Source organism: Gordonia sp. DT219 (assembly GCF_049847065.1).
Classification (GTDB): domain Bacteria; phylum Actinomycetota; class Actinomycetes; order Mycobacteriales; family Mycobacteriaceae; genus Gordonia.
Window position 1 is genome coordinate 134,922 of sequence record NZ_JBNCNR010000009.1, and the last position, 14,811, is coordinate 149,732.

Here is a 14,811-nt window from a genome sequence, read left to right on the forward strand (position 1 = left end):
CGACAACCACGACAATAATCGGCTCGACCGTCGCCATAGCCGCACACCATATTCCCCCGACACCATCCGGGTCAGTTGAGAACCACCACCGCCCGCCTTCCACCCGCGGCTACCGCCGGATAGGCTGGACCGAATACAGAATGCAGCTATAGCGACAACCACGACAATAATCGGCTCGACCGTCGCCATAGCCGCACACCATATTCCCCCGACACCATCCGGGTCAGTTGAACACCACAGTCTTACGGCCGCGGACCAGTACCCGATCTTCGAGGTGCCAGCGCAATCCCCTTGCGAGAACCAGTGTTTCGATGTCGCGGCCCTGACGGACCATGTCAGGCACCGTGTCGGTGTGATCGATGCGGGTGACGTCCTGTTCGATGATCGGACCGTCGTCGAGGTCGGCGGTGACGTAATGGCAAGTGGCGCCGATCAATTTGACGCCACGCGCGAACGCCTGGTGATAGGGACGTGCGCCGACAAAACTGGGCAGGAAGCTGTGGTGGATGTTGATGGCGCGGCCGTTCCATGCCTCACACAGTTCCGGCGGCAGGATCTGCATGAACCGCGCGAGGACCACCGCGTCGGGGCGGTAGCCGTCGACGATCGCCTCGACCTGATCGAAGGCGGCTCGTTTGGCGCGAGCACCGGACTTCCCGTCGGGACCGGTGAACGGCACGTGATGGAACGGCACGCCGAAGCGTTCGGTGAGCTCACGCAGGTCGGGATGGTTGCCGAGGACCGCCGACACCGTGGCCGGCAGTTCGCCGCGGTCCGCGCGGCCGAGCAGATCGGTCAAGCAGTGACTCTCTTTGCTCACCAGCAGCACCACCGACTTCTGTTCGCCGGTGTCGGTGACCTGCCAGTCGGTGTGCGGTCCCCATTGGGCGGCGATCTCGGCGAAGCGCGTACGCACCTCGTCGAGGCCGATGGCGACCGAGTCGGCGCGCACCGCCTGCCGGGTGAAAAACCAGCCGGAGTCCGCGTCGGAGTGGTAGGCGGCCTCGGTGATCCAGCCGCCGATCTCGGCAAGGAACGATGAGATCCGCGCGACGATACCGAGCTGGTCGGGGCAGCCGAGCGTGAGCACGTAGCGGCGGTCGGCGGCGGCGGGAGTCGCGATACGAGGGGAGGCGGCGTCGGCGGGGGTCACGATCCTCCAGTGTGCCAAGCTCGTCTGTGTGACGATCACCGACCTACGCCGAGCCGATGTCGCGGCCCTCGTCGACCACACCCTGCTCAAGCCCGAGGCCACTCACGACGACGTGTTGGCCACCGTCGCCGAGGCCGCCGACCTCGGCGTGTACGCGGTGTGCCTCTCACCGTCGACGCTGCCCATCGACACCGGCGCACAACGGACGTGTGTGGTCGCGGGTTTCCCGTCGGGTAAACATCATTCGCTGGTCAAGGCTGCCGAGGCCCGGCTGGCCGTGGATTCCGGTGCCGACGAGGTGGACATGGTGATCGACGTCGGCGCGGCGCTGTCGGGCAAGTTCGACGAGGTGTTCGCCGACGTGCTCACCGTGCGCGAGGCCGTCGGTGACGGGATCGTCCTCAAGGTGATCGTCGAGTCGGCGGCCCTGCTCGAACTCGCCGGCGAGGAGACCCTCGTCGAGGTCTGCCGCCGCGCCGCGCGGGCCGGTGCGAGTTTCGTGAAGACCTCGACGGGTTTTCATCCGGCCGGCGGCGCGAGCGTGCGCGCGGTCGAGATCATGCGGGCCGCGGTACCGGCGCAGGTCGGGGTGAAGGCGTCGGGCGGTATCCGCGACGCGCGTTTCGCCGCCGAACTCATCGCGGCCGGCGCCAACCGGCTGGGGCTGTCGGGTAGCCGCGCAGTGCTCGCGGGCTTCGCAGAGTAGGTACGGGCCGGGGCGAGCAGATCCGGCGGTCAGAAGCCGCCGAAGTCCCCACCACCACCGAAATCGCCGCCCCCGAAATCGCCGCCCCCGAAATCGCCGCCCCCGAAATCGCCGAAGCCACCGCCGTAGTCACCGCCACCCGGATCGCCCCCGCCGTAGTCGCCCCCGCCGTAGTCACCCCCACCCGGGTCTCCCCCGCCTGCGTCACCACCGCCGTCACCGCCGTCGCCGGAATCCCCGTAGTCGCCGGAATCGATTGCGCCGCCGTCGCCGCCGTCGCCGTCGCCGCCGTCGCCGACGCCGTTTTCGAAGGCGGTCGCGTCGTAGTTCACCCCGGCCATGCCGGAGAACATTGCCGAGAACAGAAACATCGATCCGACGCCCCAGGCGCCGGCGACGAGCGCGGGTTTCCACCAGGGTTCGGAGTACCACCCGGCCGGAACCGGACGACCGGCGACGCGGCCACCCGGGTAGTAGTTGGGGGTGTTCGGGGAGGGCGCGGGCGAGGCCTGCACCTGCCGGCCCTCGAATTCGACCTCACGGTTCTCGGTGACCTCACCGGCGCTCTTGCGACCGGCGAGTTCGGGGATCTCCGGACCCGGGTCCAAACCCATCGCGGTACGGGCGGCGCGGATGTAGTAGAGCCCCTCGACCGCGGTCTGCTTGGCCAGCCCGGCCTGCGCCGGACTGGTGGCCTGATCGATCTGGGATCCGGCGGCGGTCAGGCGTTCGGCGGCGTCGGCTAGTGCCTGCTTGGACGCCGGAGAGTCACCGACGAGCATGTACACCTGCCCGCCGAGGCGTTCGATGGCCTGCCGGGCGTCGGCCTTGGCGTCGTCGAGGACCCGGGTGGTGGTGGCGCTCGACCGCCGCTGCGTCACCACCACCACTGCGATCACGAGCAGGATGACGACGACGATGAGAATCAGCGAGCCCACGGGTTCCTCCGGAACGGGGTCAGAAATCGGACATCTCCGAGCGTACCCGGGGTGCCGACGCCCTGGCCTCCGAGCAGCGACCGGGCGTGGTCAGAGGATCGAGCAGCTCGCCCCTGATCCGGCCCCCGAACCCCCGGCGGAACTCAGGTCGACGTCTTTGCCGGTGACGGCGAAGTCGACTCCCGAATCGGTCACCTTCAGCGAGGAGACCTTGATTTCCTTGGTGAGTTCACCGAACAGTGAGTCGCCGAATCCGTCCACGAACTGCTGGGCGAAATCGGCCGGGATGCCGAAGGCGAAAGCACTGGCCTGCTCGACCTGAAAACGCACCCGCCCCTGATCGACCACCGGCTTCATCGTGAGACTGACCGGGACGGGGAAGATCGCGACCTGCACCGACGCGTCGACCTTGATCGTGCCGTCGGCGGCGTTGCCGGTCACCGCCGAGACCTGGGTGCCCGAAAGGATACCCGCACCGCCGGCGCCGGTCGTTGGATCGTTGGCGCCGTTGTTGCCGCCACCGTTCGGCGAACCGCCACCGGCGAGCTGGCCCTGTTTGCTCATCTCGATGACCCGCTGGAACGGCACGAAGCCGGTGCCCGAGAGCGAGTCGACCTTCACCGAACCACCGTTCTGGCTGACGCCGTCGGCGCGCGCGTGAAGCTGCATCTGGGTGGCATTCGAGTCGCTGGTGTCGACCTGGACGTACGGATAATTGTTCGAGAACTTTTGCAGCAGAACGGGTTTCTTGCTGATCGACACATTGGTGGGCTGCCCGGTGAGTGCGCCGAACTGCTGCTCGAGACAGTCCGTGGCGCGGCTGCGCAGATAGAGCTCGGAGCCGACGAGCGCGATGATGATCACCAGCACCAGCCCGACGACACCGAGCACGATGAACCTGCCGGTGCGGCGTCGGCCCGGCGCGCTGGTGACGACTCCGGGTCCGGTCGGCGACGATCCCGTCGGGGGTCCGCCGGCCGGTGGCGCGGGCGCGAAGCCACCGCTGCCGACCGGGTTCTGGCCCGTCGTGAACTGTGTGGTCTGCGGTCGCGGCTCCGGCGGGGGCGGCGTCACCGGTGTCGTGGTGGCCTCGCCGATCTGCGAGTAGGCGCGCGAATGCTGGGCGGTGGTGGCCGTCTCCCACTGCTCGGTGTCCGGCGACGGATCCCCGCTTGCCGCACTACTGCTTGCCGCACTGCCGCTTGCCGCACTGCCGGCTTCCGGCGGGCCACTCACCGGACTCGCGGCTTCGTCGCTCGGCGCGGCGCTCGCGTCGTCACCCCGGCCGACCCGCTTGGTGATGTCCGGATCCTCGTGACCCGCTGGGGTACGGGGTTCGTCGGTCGTGTCGTCGGCCATGCAACTCCGTCCTAGCGATTCGGTTCTTGCGTGATCAGGGCTTGTGCGCGGCTACCGGCGATGCGGCAGAGCCGAATTCCCGCTGGTTGGCGAGCACTGCGAGCTGTTCGCGGGCGGTGGCGACGAGCCCCAGATCGAGGGTGTGCACACCCAACCTCGACGGCCCCGCGTACGAAGCGACCACGCTACCGAAGGGATCTGAGATTTGGCTATGCCCGACACCGGTGGGTGCGCTACCCGAACGACGCCCGTCATCGGCCGGTTCGGCCTGTCCGACGGCGACGACGAACGCCGTCGAATCGAGGGCCCGCGCGGTGGCCAGCGTCTGCCATTGTCCGACCTTTCCGGGCCCCGCTCCCCACGACGCCGGCACCACGATCACCTCGGCGCCGTCGGCGGCCAAGGTGGTGAACAGTCTCGGAAACCGGATGTCGTAGCAGGTCGCCAGACCGACGCGCACACCGTCGACCTCGACGGTCACCGCCGTTTCGCCGGCGGCAACGGTGTCGGACTCGCGAAATCCGAAGGCGTCGTACAGGTGGATCTTGTCGTATCCGGTACGCCGGCCGTCCGGATGCGCGACGAGCAGCGTGTTGGCCACCCGGCCATGGTCAGCGGGGGTGAACATGCCGGCGACGATGGTCGTACCGTGATCGGCGGCGGCGCGTGAGACGTGCTGCGCCCAGGGGCCGTCCAATGGCTGCGCGAGGGGGCCGAGCGGCACGCCGAAGCGGCACATCGTGGCTTCCGGGAACACCACGAAATCGGCGCCGGCGGACGCGGCCTGTGCGGTCTTCTCGTCGACGAGGCTCAGGTTGGCGACCGGATCTGTTCCAGAGCTGATCTGGGCCATCGCGATTCGCATGTGGCCAAACTACCCGCGGACGGCCACCGTCTCCCAGGGCACTGTCAACAGATTGTCGACGACGCGCCCGCGTGGGATCTCGACGTCGATCCCGGCGTCGCGCATCAGGCGCAGCGTCTGCCGCCAGCGCGCACGCGGACCGAAGACCGTCTGTCCGGCCGCGTTGTCCCAGCAGCGGTCGGCGGTGGCGAGTAGTTCGTGGATGCGTTCACCGGGCACGTTGTGGTGGATGAGCGCCTTGGGCAGGCGTTCGGCCAGTTCGGAGGGCCGCGCGGTGTGTGCGGGCGCCCAGCACAGGGTGAGTTGCCGGGGACCGTCGGCGTCGAGCAGCACCCAGGCGCAGCGGCGGCCGATCTCGTCGCACGTGCCCTCGACGATCAATCCGCCGGGTGCGAGTTGCGCGATCATCTGCGCCCACGCGGGTGCCACCTCGTGTTCGTCGTATTGCCGCAGGACGTTGAAGGCGCGGACCAGGTGTGGGTGCAAACCGGCGAGCTCGAACCCGCCGAGCGCGAAGCGCACCCGATCGTAGGGTTCGACGATCCGCTCGGGGTCGATCTCGAGACCGACCATCTCCAGGTCGGGGGCCACCGGCCGTAATCGGTGGGCCATCTCCACGCAGGTGTCCGGACGGGCGCCGTAGCCGAGATCGACGATCAGCGGCCGCGGTTCGGAAGTCAGCGCGGCGATGATCGCCGGCTCGTGAGCCATCCAGCGGTCGACGCGCCGAAGGCGATTGATGTTGGTGGTGCCGCGGGTCACCCGGCCGGACGGCTTGGCGCCACGGCGCGAGTCACTACGCATCGTTTTCTCCCGCGCCCTCTTCCGTGCCGCGGCGTGAGGCGGCGTGAGGCGGCTACAGGTTCTTGTGGACCCAGTCCTTGGCGTATTCGGCTTCCGCGCGGAACAGGTCGACGAGGTTCACCGCGATGAGCTGCTCGAGTTTGCTGTTGATGAACGGGATGAAGACCTTGACCTCGCTGGTCTTGCGGAGGGTGCAGCCGGTGTCGGTGGGGAACAGTTCCTGCCAGCCCTGCAGATTTCCCGGGCCGGCCGGGATCGAGGCGGTGTAGTCGCCCTTGGTGTTGTCCGGATCGAACGGACCGAACGATTCCTCGCGTGTGATGACCATGTCCTTCATCAGGACGGTCTGGGCGAGCGGCGGGAGCTGGTCGCGGCCGATGTGCTGCTTGAGCACCACTTTCAGGCCGGTTTCGTCGGACCGGAAGTCCTCGACCTCGCAATGCGGGGAGATCATCTGGAAGCCCGCCATCATGTCATCCCAATACTGCCGGGTGCTCTGGGCTTCGTAGAGCTTCGCCACGGGATGTGTATAGCGCGCGGAGTAGCTGAGACGTCGTGCCATAACGGTTAGGTTACGTCATCGGTGAGCGGCCTCCCAGGCCACCGTCTTCTCCTGTTCGTTCTCCAGCAGGTCCACCAACTGCTCGATGACGGCGCTTTCGATCTTGCCGCCGACGAAGGGAATGGCGACCTTGGCGTTGCCTGTGTACGCGGCGGTGGCCGGGTCGCCGGAGACCACGAGTTCACCATCGACGTCGGCGGGCGCACCGGACACCGACGCGGTCATCGCTCCGGTGACGGTGCTCTTGTCCCGGGTGAAACGCATCATCCGCGGAATCTCCAGGTCCCCCGGACGCACCTTGGTGACGATCGACGGCAACCTGTCCTCGGGGACTCCCTGCAGCATCTCGACGGTGATCGTGGTGCCGTCGTCGGTGAACGACTCGAGCCGGCCGTGGCTCGAGTTGGTGGCCTCGAGCAGATCGCGCCAGTACTGCTCGGTCGACACGATCTCCCAATACCGATCGGTGGAGAAGGGATAGGACACCGAGTGATTCAGCGGGCTCGCCATGGGATGAGAGATTACTCGACGCCGCCGGAGCGCGGCGGCTGCGTGCGGCGCGGGCAGGTTACCGTTGGGCCGTGACCGACACTTCGCTGCAGTCCGGTGTGCCGCTGGCGGGCCTGACCACCCTACGAATCGGCGGCCCGGCACGGGCCCTGATCCGCTGCGACGACACGCGTTCCCTGGTCGAGGAGATCCTGGCCGCCGATACGGCCGCCGAGCCGGTCCTCGTCATTGGCGGCGGCTCGAACCTGGTGATCGCCGACGAAGGGTTCGCCGGAACCGCGATCCGCGTCGAGAGCAGCCAGATCGAGTTCGGCACCGACCGTGAGTCCGGACGCGCCTTCGTGACCGCCGACGCCGGCGTCACCTGGGACGATCTGGTGGCCGCGACCGTCGCGGAGGGTTTCGGCGGTCTGGAGTGCCTGTCGGGCATCCCCGGGTCGACGGGCGCCACCCCGGTTCAGAATGTGGGCGCCTACGGCGTCGAAGTCGCCGACATCCTGCGCGAGGTGCAGGTCCTCGATCGCCGGGCGGCGACGCTGCGGTGGATTGCGCCCAACGAACTCGGCCTGGCCTACCGCACCTCCCGGCTCAAACATCGCGACGAGCTGGTCGTGGTCGCGGTCTCGTTGTGGCTCAACGGCGGCCGCGTCAGCCGATCGCTGCGCTACCGTGAACTGTCCGCCGCGATGGGCGTGGACACAGGCGGTCGGGCCGACGCCCGCGCCGTGCGCGAGACGGTACTCGCCCTGCGCGCGGGCAAGGGTATGGTCCTCGATCCCGACGATCACGACACCTGGAGTGCGGGTTCGTTTTTCACCAATCCGATCGTGCGCACCGACGACGCCCCCGCGATCGGAGAACGCATCCTTTCTCGTCTTGGGCAGGACATCGTAGTGCCCACCTACCCTGCCGACGACGGCATCAAGCTCTCCGCCGGCTGGCTCATCGAGCGCGCCGGCTACGTCAAGGGCTATCCCGGCCCGGACTCCGCTGTCCGGCTGAGCACCAAACACACTCTGGCACTGACCAATCGGGGCAATGCCACCACCGGTGAACTCCTCGCCCTCGCGCGCGATGTGCGCGACGGCGTCGCCGCCGCCTTCGGCGTCTCGCTGCATCCCGAGCCGGTCCTGGTGAACTGCACGCTCTGACTCGTCGATCACGGAATCCCCGTGGACGATCTTGCGATGGCTCCGGTCTAGCAGAACGTTCGGCCGGCAGGCCTTGTGGAATGAATCCTCAATGGCCACAATTCCTTTCGTTCAATCAGTGAACAGTTGCCACAGAATCACGCCGACAGCACCCTCCCGGACCGCATGGCCGATCCGGTCAGGGCCACAACCTTCAGAAAGTCTTCAGTTCACATGCAGGCGACCGCTCTACGGTGGTCGCATGTCAGACATCGAAGAGCCGAGAGAACCGGCGCACGACCACCCCGCGCCGGGCACATATCCGGCCGGCGACCCGACGACGCCGCTGCCTCCGGGACCGCCGCCGACCGGGCCGCAACCACCGACCGTGCCGCAACCGGCGAAGCCGCCGTTCTGGCGTACGCAGCGCACGGCCGTGCTCATCGGCATCGTCGCACTCGTCATCGGCGGCCTCGTCGGCGGTGGGATCGGCTGGGCGATCGGCCACGACTCCACTCCGAAGCGGGTCGCCGCGGCCGAACGATCCCATCACGGCAAGACCCCCCACCAGGGCGCCGCAGCCCAGCGACGACGCGCGGTGGCCGGCCAGATCACCGCGATCAACGGCCAAGCCTGGACAGTCCATGCCCGCAACAACAAGACGGTGACCGTCGACATCACCGGCGGCACCCATTTCGGAACCGCGCGGATGCCGCAGCAGCAGAACGACTTCGCCGTCGGGGACCGGATCGTGGTCACCGGTGCCCGACGCGGCGGTACCGTCACCGCACGCGATGTCGTGAAACGTCCACCGCAGCCGGCCCGGTCGCAGCAGCCCAGCGGACCACCGGCTCCCACGTCGGCGCAACCAGGGTGATCGCACCGAGCCGGTCGCAGACACGCCCCGATCCGACGCGCGGCTGGCAGAATCACCTGATATGAGCGCCACGGTTCTCGTCATCGAGGACTCGACTCCGATTCGGGTCGCGGTGGCCGCGGCGTTGACCGAGGCCGGCCACCTGGTACTCGCCCGCCCCGACGGCTCGCGACTCGAACACGATCTGGCCGAGGCCCGCCCGGACGCGGTACTGCTCGACGTGATGTTGCCGGGCTCGGATGGCTTCACCCTGCTCGACGTGGTCCGGCGGCGCAGCGACGCGGGAATCATCATGGTGACCGCCCGCGACGGCGTCGCCGATCGCCTGCACGGCCTCACCGAAGGTGCCGACGACTACGTGGTCAAGCCGTTCGAGATGGCGGAGCTGGTGGCTCGGGTGGGCGCGGTCCTGCGCCGACGCGGCGGGCGCACCGACATACTCTACGTCGATGACCTCGAAATCGACCGCGACGAACAGACCGCGACCCGTGCGGGCAATCGAATAGCTTTGACGCCCACCGAGTTCCGGGTGCTCACCTACCTCGCGCAACGACGCGGACGGGTGGTTACCAAGACCCAGATCCTTACCGGCGTCTGGAGTTACGACCATTTCGACCCGAATCTCGTCGAGGTCAATGTGAGCGCGTTGCGCCGCAAACTCGAAGCATACGGTCCCCGACTGCTACACACCGAGCGCGGCCGCGGATACATCCTGCGCCCGTGGGCATCTGGCCAGGCATCGACGAGACGCACCGAAGTACCCGGCATCGACGGCGATCCGCCATGAACATGCGTACCCACCTGACCGGTGGTTCGCTGCGCACTCGGGTGACCGTCATCGCCCTCACCGTGGTGACGGTGTCGCTGGTGACACTGATCGCGATCAGCACCGCGCTCTTCGGCGTGGCCGGCCACCGTGCGGCCACCGCACTGCTCGGCGATCGCGCCACGCTGGCCCAACAGTATGCGCGTACCTCCCGCACGCCCGAGATCTTCTTGCAGCGCATCGAAGGCCGGTCGGTGCGTGCCCGCCTCGAACTCGCCGACGGCGAGGTGCTCGGACGCCCGACCCACGACGCGGTCGCCCATCGCACGATCGCACTGCACGCCCCACGCTCGTCCTGGGCCGAGGGCGCGACCCTCACCCTGGCCGTCGACGGCGACCTGCTCGGCGGGATGCAGTCGCGTCTGTTGACCGGCATGGCGATCACCGGCGCGGTCGCGCTCCTGCTCACCGCGGTGCTGGCGTGGTTCGGGATGCGCTATGCTCTGGCGCCGTTGGACACCATGACCGAGGTGGCCCGATCGATCGCGCGCGGCCGACGCGGAGAGCGACTCGCCCCTGCCTGCACCGATACCGAGTTGGGGCGTACCGCAGCGGCTTTCGACGACATGCTCGATTCACTCGAAGGCGCCGAGGCCGACCGGCGCGCGGCCGAACACTCGGTCCGGCAATTCGTCGCCGACGCCGCCCACGAGTTACGCACCCCGATCACCGGGGTTCAGGCTATCGCCGAGACACTGCTGCAGATGGACACCGACGCATCCGTCCGAGACCGGGAAGAGTTGGTGCTGCTACTCGTTCAGGAGACGCGCCGTGCTGGCCGGCTCGTCGGCGACATGGTCGACATGGCGCGCATCGATGCCGGGCTGGGTCTACATCCCGAGCCGGTCGACGTCGCCGCACTCGCCGCCGACCAGTGTCGCCGGGTGGCGATCCTGCATCCCGAACTGACCGTCACCGCTGCCGGTGACGCCGCGCCGACCCTCGCCGATCCCGGCCGGGTCTCGCAGATCCTGGCCAACCTGATCGACAACGCCTGCCAGGCAACGCCGTCCGGGGGACGCGTCGATGTGACGGCGGCTCTCGCACACACCGATTCCGGTGACTGGGTGACCGTGACGGTCGGCGACACCGGCCCCGGCGTACCCGACGCCGACCGCGAGCGCATCTTCGACCGCCTGGTACGCCTGGATGATTCGCGCGACCGGCGCTCGGGCGGAGCCGGTCTGGGGCTGGCGGTGGCACGCGGCCTCGCCCGCGCACACGGCGGCGAGGTCCGCCTGCTGCCCCGCACGACGGCCCCGACGGCGGACACCGCACCACATGGGGCGGTCTTCCGCCTGGACCTGCCGTTCAGGCCGATGGAACCCGATCCGGTTGCCCGGCCGGAACACTCGCCGCCGGCGCCTCGGCGATGACCGCCGACAACAACTCGTTGACCTGTGTGTCGGCCTCGATCGTCGACATGTGACCCACTCCGTCGAGGATCACCAGATCACGCAGAGTTCCGTTGCGGCGCAACACCTCTGCCATCTGCTCGGCGTGTGCCGGCGGCGTCAGCCGATCATCGGTGCCGACCAGGATCGTCGTCGGCACGGACAGCGCCGCCAGTCCCGCGGTGACGTCCAGCTTGCCCATCGCCGCGCCCCAGCGCGCCCGGGCACGCGGCGGGCAGTTCATGATCATGTTGTCGACGAATGCGACGTGTGCCGCCCGGGCGCTCGACCCGAGCGCGATGTACTGCGACAAGCGCGGCCCATAAGAGCTGTGCGGCAACGGAAGTGGCGACGACGTGATGAGTTTGGTGACGGCCGGCGCGAACGGCCTGCTGTAGCGCGGCAGGTCGAGCGGGATCAGCAGGTGGTTTTGCATGACCGCTTTGGCCGCGGTCGACGCGAGGACGACGGCGGACACCCGCTCGGATACTCGCTGCGGATACTGCGCGGCCCACGACATGATCGTCATCCCGCCCATCGAGTGGCCGACGAGGATGGCGCGACGTCCCGCGGGTACCACCGCGTCGAGCACTGCCTCGAGATCTTGGCCGAGGGTGGCGATGGTCGGCCGTTTGCGGCCGAGTTCGCTGCGGCCGTGGCCGCGCTGATCGTAGGAGATCACGGTGCGCTCGCCGGCGAACCGATTGATCTGCGGATACCAAAAGGTGGTGTTGCACGTCCATCCATGCACCGCGACGATCACGTCATCCGTGCCGGCATCGAGCGCCGTGGCCCCGTGGACGACGACGTTGAGTCGGGTGCCGTCGTCGGCGCGCACGGTTTGGGTGGTGCACGGCGCAGTCGGTTCGGCCAGCAGGTCGTCGGGTCCGTCGTCGACGGCGGGCGCGCCGTGCAGCGCCTCGCGCACGAGGCCCGCACCGATCGTGCCCGCACCCACCCCGATCGCTGCGGCGCCTGCCGCGACACCGCCGATGACCCATCCCTGTCGACTCATCTCGTCCCTCTCTCGCAGATCACCGCCGGGACGCAGCGGTCGGAGGATCGCGGGTCGGTCGGTGTGTTTACGGCGTGTCCACCGACTCTTCGCCGCCCGGTGAACCGGCGGCCGAGGTGGCGGAATCCACAGCTTCGGATGTAACACTACTCGTTGTCACGTTATCGGTGCCAGGTTCGGCGTCGGCCACCCATTCGTCGTCACGCCCTGCCTCCGCGTCCGCGTTCGGGGGCTCATGGGCTGCCACGTCGGTGAAGTCGAAGTAGGTCGATGCCTCCCCGATCGCGCGGGAGATCTCGTCGTCGAGCGCCTTACGGAAGGTGGTCTCGACGATCTCGTGCGCCATCGGCCGAACCGTCTGGATCAGCTCGGCCATCTTGCTGACCTTGGCCTCACCGAGCAGCGGGAGATTCTCGTCGAAATACTTGTCGGTGATGATCGAGACGAAACTCGTGGCCGCGTCCTCGAGGTCACCCTGCACGCGCACGAAGCGGTCGAGCAGCACGTCGATGTCGACACCGCTCTTGACCAGGACCTCGGCACCCTCGAGCACCTCCGGGTTCTTGATCGCGTAGTGCGCGCCGTCCTTGACCAGCAATCCCAGCTTCTGGCTGAGTGCGATCGAGCGTTCGCTGGCGTTGAGGGACTTGCGCAGTTCGGTGAAGGTGATGGTGGCCGCACGCTTGAAGTTGCGGAACCGGCCGCCTTTGTTCGGCGCGCCGCCCAGCACATGCTCGACCTTCATCCCGTAGTGCGCGGCGTGCAGGAGCTCGCTGATGGTGGCAAAGGTGTAGCCGCGTTCGAGCATCCGGGAGATGAGGTTCAGGCGCACGAGATGGTCGTCGGCATACCACCCCGTGCGCCCACGAATCGTCGGCGGCGGGAGCAGGCCACGGTCTTGGTAAACCCGGATATTCCGGACACTGACGCCCGACGCCTCTGCCAGGTCGTTGATCCGATACTCAGCCACGGATGTCAGTGTATTCGCCGGCCGGCCCGATCCCGACGCCACGCATCCCCGATCAGCTCACGCGACGAGCAGCAGGACACCGGTGGCGACGAGGACGCCGACCTTCACCAGCTCGGCCGCCACATAGAACAGATGCACCCGGCTGCGCGGTCCGTCGGCGTCGCCGGCCGCGAGGACCGCATCGGAGCGGCGGTTCAGCGCCGGGCGGATCGCCACCAATTGGATGACGAGCACCACCAGCGCGACGATCGCAAGGATCCCCATGGACTGCCCCAGCCATCCGCCGGCGGCCGCGCAGACGACCAGCACGATCGCCAGCACCGCCTCGACCGCGTTCAGCGCGCGGAACACCAGCCGCCCGATACCGAGCCCGAGCGGGATCGTGATGCCGGGTGCGCGGAACTTCAGGGGCGCCTCGATGAACGAGATGGCCACCACCATCCCCAACCACAGGAAGGTGATGGCGGTGGCCAACCCATGAGAAGCCGTCACCTCGATGCGCCCGTGCGCAGCAGCTCGGGCCCGAACGTCTCGAAGTGGATGCGCTCCTCGGGCACGTCGCGGTCGACCAATTGCGTGCGGATCGAGTCCAGGAAGCCGGTGGGCCCGCACAACATTGCGTGGACACCGTCGTCGAGGTCGATGTCATCGAGGGACATATGTCCGGTGCGCACGTCGTCGGAGCGCAGGTGATCGGCACCTTGCTGATACCACTGGTACAGCCGTGCCGAACCGATCTTCTCGACGAGGGCGCCCAGTTGTCCGCGGTGTGGCTGACCGGCGCGTGAGCGGTCGGCGTGCAGCACCGTCACCGGCCGCTCGGTACCCGACTCGGCGAGCGCGGTCAGCAGCCCGATCACCGGCGTGCAGCCGATACCAGCCGACGCCAGCAACAGCGGCGAATCACCTTCGGGGAGAAGAAGATCACCGAACGGGGCCGACACGTGCAGCGTGTCGCCCTCGAAGGTGCTCTCGTGCAGGTGCGCCGACACCTCACCGGCGAGTTTGACGCTGATCCGCCATTCCGATTGCACATCCGGTGCGCCGGTCAGGCTGTACTGCCGGATCTGACGCGCACCGTCGGCCAGCGGCACCTGCACCGAGATGTACTGCCCGGGCGAGAACGTCGGCAGATCTGCGCCGTCGGGGCGGGCAAGGGTGAACGACACCGCGTCGGGTGCGACCTGCTCGCGGTGCGTGACGACGAGGTCGCGCCACACCGCACCCGGCGCCACACCGGCCGCGGCATACAGGTCGGTTTCCTCACGGACCAGCACATCGGCCATCGCCCAATACAATTCGTCCCAGGCGTTCGCGACCGCCGGGGTGACCGCATCACCGAGCACCTCGACGATCGCGGCGAACAGATGCTCGTGCACGATCGAGTACTGGTCGCGGGTGACGCCGAGCGACGCGTGCTTGTGCGCGATGCGGTCGATGATGAACTGCTGACGCCGAAGGTCGGGCTCGAGCTGCAACCGCGCGAACGCGGCGATCGAGCCGGCCAGGGCCATCGACTGTTCGCCGGAGCGCTGATGAGTGCGGTTGAACATGTTGTCCAGCAACTCCGGATGCGCGGCGAACATCCGCGCGTAGAAATTCGGGGTGATCTCACCGAGTGCGCCTTCGACGGCGGGCAGGGTGGCCGCGATGACCTCGCGAGTGGTTGCTGTGAGCACGATGACTCCGATCTGATCTGCTC

Annotated in this window: 16 protein-coding genes; 5 read left to right on the top strand and 11 right to left on the bottom strand. The window is 68.1% G+C overall.

What is annotated here, in order from left to right:
* Positions 1 to 223: 223 nt before the first annotated feature.
* On the bottom strand, positions 224 to 1,156 hold the full coding sequence (gene purU / locus ACPXB3_RS13155) for a formyltetrahydrofolate deformylase (RefSeq protein ID WP_425727875.1): 933 nt from the start codon (positions 1,154 to 1,156) through the stop codon (positions 224 to 226).
* A gap of 25 nt (positions 1,157 to 1,181) precedes the next feature.
* Between purU and deoC the strand changes: the two genes are divergently transcribed.
* Complete coding sequence (deoC, locus tag ACPXB3_RS13160; RefSeq protein ID WP_425705196.1) at positions 1,182 to 1,859, top strand: deoxyribose-phosphate aldolase; 678 nt, start codon at positions 1,182 to 1,184, stop codon at positions 1,857 to 1,859.
* Between the two features lie 29 nt (positions 1,860 to 1,888).
* Here the strand turns inward: deoC and ACPXB3_RS13165 are convergent, their stop codons facing one another.
* The 6 genes from ACPXB3_RS13165 to ACPXB3_RS13190 form a co-directional block, all read right to left on the bottom strand.
* Positions 1,889 to 2,797, bottom strand: a complete 909-nt coding sequence (locus ACPXB3_RS13165; RefSeq protein WP_425727840.1) for a DUF1542 domain-containing protein — start codon at positions 2,795 to 2,797, stop codon at positions 1,889 to 1,891.
* 90 nt (positions 2,798 to 2,887) lie between these two features.
* Positions 2,888 to 4,156, bottom strand: coding sequence for an LmeA family phospholipid-binding protein (locus tag ACPXB3_RS13170; protein ID WP_425727841.1), 1,269 nt, complete (start codon positions 4,154 to 4,156; stop codon positions 2,888 to 2,890).
* A gap of 34 nt (positions 4,157 to 4,190) precedes the next feature.
* The gene (locus ACPXB3_RS13175) at positions 4,191 to 5,021 is read right to left on the bottom strand and encodes a carbon-nitrogen hydrolase family protein (RefSeq protein ID WP_425727842.1); all 831 of its coding nucleotides are present in this window, start codon (positions 5,019 to 5,021) and stop codon (positions 4,191 to 4,193) included.
* A 9-nt stretch (positions 5,022 to 5,030) separates the two neighbouring features.
* Positions 5,031 to 5,825, bottom strand: coding sequence for a class I SAM-dependent methyltransferase (locus ACPXB3_RS13180; protein ID WP_425727843.1), 795 nt, complete (start codon positions 5,823 to 5,825; stop codon positions 5,031 to 5,033).
* 52 nt (positions 5,826 to 5,877) lie between these two features.
* On the bottom strand, positions 5,878 to 6,387 hold the full coding sequence (locus tag ACPXB3_RS13185; RefSeq protein WP_425705191.1) for a DUF2505 domain-containing protein: 510 nt from the start codon (positions 6,385 to 6,387) through the stop codon (positions 5,878 to 5,880).
* A 15-nt stretch (positions 6,388 to 6,402) separates the two neighbouring features.
* Entirely contained in the window at positions 6,403 to 6,897 is a 495-nt protein-coding gene (locus tag ACPXB3_RS13190; RefSeq protein ID WP_425705190.1) for a DUF2505 domain-containing protein, read from the bottom strand.
* A gap of 71 nt (positions 6,898 to 6,968) precedes the next feature.
* Between ACPXB3_RS13190 and ACPXB3_RS13195 the strand changes: the two genes are divergently transcribed.
* From ACPXB3_RS13195 to ACPXB3_RS13210, 4 genes are all read left to right on the top strand, one after another.
* On the top strand, positions 6,969 to 8,048 hold the full coding sequence (locus ACPXB3_RS13195) for a UDP-N-acetylmuramate dehydrogenase (protein WP_425727844.1): 1,080 nt from the start codon (positions 6,969 to 6,971) through the stop codon (positions 8,046 to 8,048).
* Positions 8,049 to 8,289: 241 nt separating this feature from the next.
* On the top strand, positions 8,290 to 8,904 hold the full coding sequence (locus ACPXB3_RS13200) for a DUF5666 domain-containing protein (RefSeq protein WP_425705188.1): 615 nt from the start codon (positions 8,290 to 8,292) through the stop codon (positions 8,902 to 8,904).
* A gap of 61 nt (positions 8,905 to 8,965) precedes the next feature.
* Complete coding sequence (locus ACPXB3_RS13205; RefSeq protein ID WP_425727845.1) at positions 8,966 to 9,691, top strand: response regulator transcription factor; 726 nt, start codon at positions 8,966 to 8,968, stop codon at positions 9,689 to 9,691.
* Entirely contained in the window at positions 9,688 to 11,106 is a 1,419-nt protein-coding gene (locus ACPXB3_RS13210) for a sensor histidine kinase (RefSeq protein WP_425727846.1), read from the top strand. The genes ACPXB3_RS13205 and ACPXB3_RS13210 overlap by 4 nt, the downstream gene beginning before the upstream one ends.
* Here the strand turns inward: ACPXB3_RS13210 and ACPXB3_RS13215 are convergent.
* From ACPXB3_RS13215 to ACPXB3_RS13230, 4 genes are all read right to left on the bottom strand, one after another.
* Positions 11,042 to 12,139 (bottom strand): alpha/beta fold hydrolase, encoded by a 1,098-nt coding sequence (locus ACPXB3_RS13215; protein ID WP_425705185.1) that lies wholly within the window; start codon positions 12,137 to 12,139, stop codon positions 11,042 to 11,044. The two genes, ACPXB3_RS13210 and ACPXB3_RS13215, sit on opposite strands and share 65 nt — an antisense overlap.
* A gap of 67 nt (positions 12,140 to 12,206) precedes the next feature.
* On the bottom strand, positions 12,207 to 13,109 hold the full coding sequence (locus ACPXB3_RS13220) for a MerR family transcriptional regulator (protein ID WP_425705184.1): 903 nt from the start codon (positions 13,107 to 13,109) through the stop codon (positions 12,207 to 12,209).
* A gap of 57 nt (positions 13,110 to 13,166) precedes the next feature.
* The gene (locus ACPXB3_RS13225) at positions 13,167 to 13,601 is read right to left on the bottom strand and encodes a hypothetical protein (RefSeq protein WP_425727847.1); all 435 of its coding nucleotides are present in this window, start codon (positions 13,599 to 13,601) and stop codon (positions 13,167 to 13,169) included.
* The gene (locus tag ACPXB3_RS13230; RefSeq protein ID WP_425727848.1) at positions 13,598 to 14,788 is read right to left on the bottom strand and encodes an FAD-binding oxidoreductase; all 1,191 of its coding nucleotides are present in this window, start codon (positions 14,786 to 14,788) and stop codon (positions 13,598 to 13,600) included. The genes ACPXB3_RS13225 and ACPXB3_RS13230 overlap by 4 nt, the downstream gene beginning before the upstream one ends.
* Between the last annotated feature and the right edge of the window lie 23 nt (positions 14,789 to 14,811).

Coding starts and splice junctions, on each gene's coding strand:
- ACPXB3_RS13170 (WP_425727841.1), bottom strand. CDS start 4,156: ATGGCCGACGACACGACCGACGAACCCCGTACCCCAGCGGGTCACGAG.
- ACPXB3_RS13175 (WP_425727842.1), bottom strand. CDS start 5,021: ATGCGAATCGCGATGGCCCAGATCAGCTCTGGAACAGATCCGGTCGCC.
- ACPXB3_RS13180 (WP_425727843.1), bottom strand. CDS start 5,825: ATGCGTAGTGACTCGCGCCGTGGCGCCAAGCCGTCCGGCCGGGTGACC.
- ACPXB3_RS13185 (WP_425705191.1), bottom strand. CDS start 6,387: ATGGCACGACGTCTCAGCTACTCCGCGCGCTATACACATCCCGTGGCG.
- ACPXB3_RS13190 (WP_425705190.1), bottom strand. CDS start 6,897: ATGGCGAGCCCGCTGAATCACTCGGTGTCCTATCCCTTCTCCACCGAT.
- ACPXB3_RS13200 (WP_425705188.1), top strand. CDS start 8,290: ATGTCAGACATCGAAGAGCCGAGAGAACCGGCGCACGACCACCCCGCG.
- ACPXB3_RS13205 (WP_425727845.1), top strand. CDS start 8,966: ATGAGCGCCACGGTTCTCGTCATCGAGGACTCGACTCCGATTCGGGTC.
- ACPXB3_RS13210 (WP_425727846.1), top strand. CDS start 9,688: ATGAACATGCGTACCCACCTGACCGGTGGTTCGCTGCGCACTCGGGTG.
- ACPXB3_RS13215 (WP_425705185.1), bottom strand. CDS start 12,139: ATGAGTCGACAGGGATGGGTCATCGGCGGTGTCGCGGCAGGCGCCGCA.